The sequence below is a fragment of the bacterium genome (assembly GCA_037131655.1).
GTDB lineage: Bacteria > Armatimonadota > Fimbriimonadia > Fimbriimonadales > JBAXQP01 > JBAXQP01.
On record JBAXQP010000231.1, the window covers coordinates 1 to 4,347 of the forward strand.

Sequence of the window (4,347 nt, forward strand, 5' to 3'; positions counted from 1 at the left end):
CCTACAACTCTGCGAAAGGCAATGAGCTTCACTACTTATCAACAATACCAACAGTTTGTCAGTGGCGGGACCTACTTGGTAACATGTGTTGAACACAGCAGTCACTTCACGCCATCGCAATATCAATTTGACTATTTCGTATTTCATCAGATTGATAAACAGATCAGTCCAGGGATCGAACCTCAAGATGCGGCTATATTGCTTGCAGATGCAATAAAGATGGGCGATCAGCACATATTGCAGGATTACAACGAGCTCTTCGAGATACTGGGTTGCACATCTCCGGCCGATATGGATGTGTTAGCCTTGATATACCGCATGAATACGCAACCGCTAGAAACACTAACAGATGAGGTTGTACAACGAGTATGCAGCTTCCTTGTCACCGGAAATGAAAACACGCGCTCTATCCGCCTGGAAGCCATACATAACTACACAAAAAGCGCAATGCTTGGCAATAACCTGAACAAGCTCAAGATTCTTCTGCCAACCTTCCATCAGTTATCTCAAGGATATGCAGAGGACGTGTTTGTTAATGAATGTGTAAAGTTCTTACAACTACAGATGGAGACTGCAAGTGGCATTGACACTTGTGAGCTCTATGTCATTGAATTAGCATCAATTGAAGCTCTAACACTTATTGTGCGAGAGAGCACAACACCAAGCGACTGGATTGGTTTCCTGAAAAATTCAAATCCTGATGAGGCAACCTTACGTAAGTGGATGCGTTTCCTTGGATATGTAGCCTTTGAGTCTGGACGACGTGGTCAGAACCTTCTATGGAAGGCTTTGGCAAACTGGTCTGAACGCCACCAGAGTATGGTTTACATTGAAATGATATCACCTCTAATCGCCACGGAGCGACTGGAGCTACCATTAGCTTTTTTAAGAGAGCTGATTTCGATTTCCCCAGAGATTAATGGCAATCAGGGAGCAACCGGGTATGTTCGGGCGAGAGTTGACTTAATAAAGCACGGGGTCAAGTCGCAAGATAGCGGATGTTCTCAAGATATCATAACACTTGTCGACTATATTTATAGCAAACGAGACATCAGCCAATATTTTCAGATTATTCTCGACAACCTCACCTTCTCACCCGAGGCTATCGTATACGTTACTGCGAATATAAGAAGGAAAGCGCCACAAATTGAAAATCAATGCATTGGTCTTATCGCTCTTTCAACGCAAGACTTGTTACCGCCACTATTAATCGCTTTCGCCAATAGCAATACTGAATCTGTTGTGGCTATAAAAATAATTGATGCTATAGGGGATTCGCAAAAGCTCTTAGCTTTGTTGAAAGCTATCATCAATATGATTGACTCACAGCCGAGTGATCGTGTCGTACAAATAGTTACGACTATTACGCAAAGGGTAGTAAATGGTATTCAACGTATTGACGATATTGATGCCTTGCTTCGATCCATGCGATCCCCTAAAAATTATATTGAAGCACATGGCTATTTACTGATTACTAAGGCTCGATTAACCCCAGAATTATTAGTATATTCTTCGGAAGAAGAAATACGAGCAATGAGCGCTGTTTCAAAGCAGTACTTTGATGCCATGTCATCTAACACATCTCGTGATATCAAGAGGGCCTATCTGTCTTACTGTGCTTCCTTGCTCAATTATCAAGTTATGCAAAACTATGAATGGAAGAGTATTGTATCTGAATATCTGGAGATTCCCTCACTGTATGTTGATAATGTGAATACCTACGCAATGTATGTGGGGGTTGCATATGAATCTGTAGCCAATAAGCACTTTATGGACATTGGCGAGAAGTTTGCTGATATTTTTGTTACGACAATGAAGGATGAGTTCAGTAAGCAACTTTGTGAGCTGTTTGCCGAGAAAGTAAAACAAGTCGCGCGCCGATCAAGCGAACGTAAAGACTATCTTCTAGCGGTATTGAAATGGTACGAGCAACGTCCATCAGCACTATCTGCAATCCAGGTAAAGTCATTTGCAATTGTGCTGAAGATATTGGATAAGCGAGATATCGACTCCGTGGATGCATCATTACGCCGAGTACATCGTTCGGGTCAGTTTTTGAACTGGTGGTCGGAATGCCACTATGAAGCGACAGTGTCAATTGTACAGCGCTTCAAAGACCTTTTCTCTCGGGGTGATTAAGATGGAAGAACTAGTAGGCTATCTTATAGGCGGCATAATACTCATAGTCATCATAGTCTATGTAGTCATGGCAATTGCGGCGATTCTTCTTAGCGTTATCGGTGTTGCCACCTGTATAGGATTGTTATCAGGTGGGTTCATTGCGTTAAAGACACCATTCATTTACTTCTCTCATCTCTACAAGAGGTGCAAGTAGTCAATTGTGATGAATCCATGAATGTATGCAGCATGTGAGGAGGTAGGAATGGTACCGCAACCAGCATTGAAATCATACTTTTTTGAGGGATGCCACAAAGATAGTGGCGCAGTAATCGTTGACTCCTGGAAAGATATATCTGATCTTGGTGAATCTCTAACCAGTAAGTTCGCGTATAAGGGTGAAAACAAGTTCCTGAAAGCTGTAGTCGGTTTCTGGGGGTGGTCTGCGCGTGTTACCTTTATCGTAACAACGACTTGTTGGATGGCGGTAATGATTGCGCTGCATAACTCAATCGTCTTTACTGTTCGTGCTGCCTGCTCATTAATGATAATTTTACTTCGCCTAGTTGGCGGTATGTGGTCGTTCGCATGGAAGATTAAGCACCCTTGCCCTACTAACTACTGCCAAGATTGTAAGCCCCATTATATTTGTCCTAACTGCGGAGTAAAACATTCGGACTTACGACCTAGCGAATATGGCGTATTCCGTCGTGTCTGTGAATGTGGCGCTAGTTTACCAACCCTACATTCATTAGGTAGGAAAGCACTTGAGTGCGTTTGCTCGGAGTGTGGGCAGCCGTTGGTGAACTTGCATACATCTACCGCCCATGTTGCTTTCGTTGGTGGCCCAGCATCTGGTAAAACGAACATCTTCTTTATGGCGCAGAAGGAGATGATTGATCATTTTCAGATGGCTAACTTCTCCGACATGGTCTACGCTGACGCTAGTCAACAAAATTTCATTGAAAATCGAATTGCGAATCTATTGAACGGTCAACCAGTACCAAAGACCCCCGAGGTTGCTCCGAAGGCAGTGCATATCCAACTAAAGAAGAAATTCCGTCCAGTTCCACAAAGCCTTTATTTCTATGATGTTGCTGGTGAAGCGTTTCGAACAGACAGAGATGCTTCATCGCACGCTTTCTATGATCATATCGATGCTATAATATTTGTAATTGATCCTTTGTCGATAGAGATGTTCTCTGATAAGTATCATGATCAGGTACAAGAGCAACACCTGGATGCATGTGATATTCCTCCACAGGATGCGTATCCTCGGATGTTAGCGTCACTCTCCAGCTACTGCTCTCAAGGAGCTTCTGGATTTAAGAATGCTCGCATTGCGGTCACCCTAGCTAAGGATGATTTATTCGGGATCGCACAAGAAATTGACGAGATCGTGGCATCCTTGCCCGATGAGAAGAAAGGGGAGTCGCAGAGTAATAAGCGTAACCGTGCGGTGAGAGAATGGCTGTTGAGATACGATGAAGGCCATATTGTCCGGTTACTCGAAACAGATTTTCGGTCTGTCAGGTTCTTCTCAGTAAGTGCGTTGGGGCGAGTACCTGATCCGAATAACCACAGTACCTTTGTTGGTTGGCGTGTACTTGATCCGGTTATATGGAGCATAGGCCACCGAATCGGCTGGAAGGAGTAAGAGAATGGGGATCAGTATTGGCATAGATTTAGGCACTACTAACTCTGCAGTTGCATACATTGACCAACATGGTTTGCCACAGATGGTCAAGAATGATTGTGGCGAGCCGACAACGCCTTCAGCTGTATATTTCAAAGGTGAAGGCGATATTATTGTTGGGCAAGAGGCTAAGGAAGCATTGGCGTTTGAACCTGATCGTGTGGCAATGTTCTTCAAACGCAACATGGGAAGCACATCATTTTCCCCGCAATATCTTGGGCGTTTATACGATGCAACCTCACTATCAAGAGAAGTATTAGCATATCTAATGAACGCCGCAGTAGCGCAGTTGGGTGAAGTTGGCGAAGTGATCGTCACGGTTCCCGCCTATTTCCATAATCCACAACGTGAAGCTACTATCGCAGCGGGGAAGGCTGCCGGCTTAAATATCATACGAACCATTAATGAGCCTACTGCCGCTGCAGTGGCATATAGCCAGCGACACCCCGACATCACTGGACGATTTCTAGTCTACGATTTGGGCGGTGGCACTTTTGATGTCTCAATTCTTGATCTCGGTGCCGGCCTGTTTG

Annotated in this window: 3 protein-coding genes; all 3 read left to right on the forward strand. The window is 44.2% G+C overall.

The window, feature by feature from the left end:
* Positions 1-2,139: hypothetical protein (locus WCO51_10190; protein ID MEI6513627.1), on the forward strand; the 2,139-nt coding region annotated here is incomplete at its 5' end.
* Between the two features lie 244 nt (positions 2,140-2,383).
* Positions 2,384-3,775, forward strand: coding sequence for a hypothetical protein (locus tag WCO51_10195; GenBank protein MEI6513628.1), 1,392 nt, complete (start codon positions 2,384-2,386; stop codon positions 3,773-3,775).
* A gap of 4 nt (positions 3,776-3,779) precedes the next feature.
* Positions 3,780-4,347 (forward strand): Hsp70 family protein (locus WCO51_10200; protein MEI6513629.1); only part of this gene is annotated, 568 nt, incomplete at its 3' end.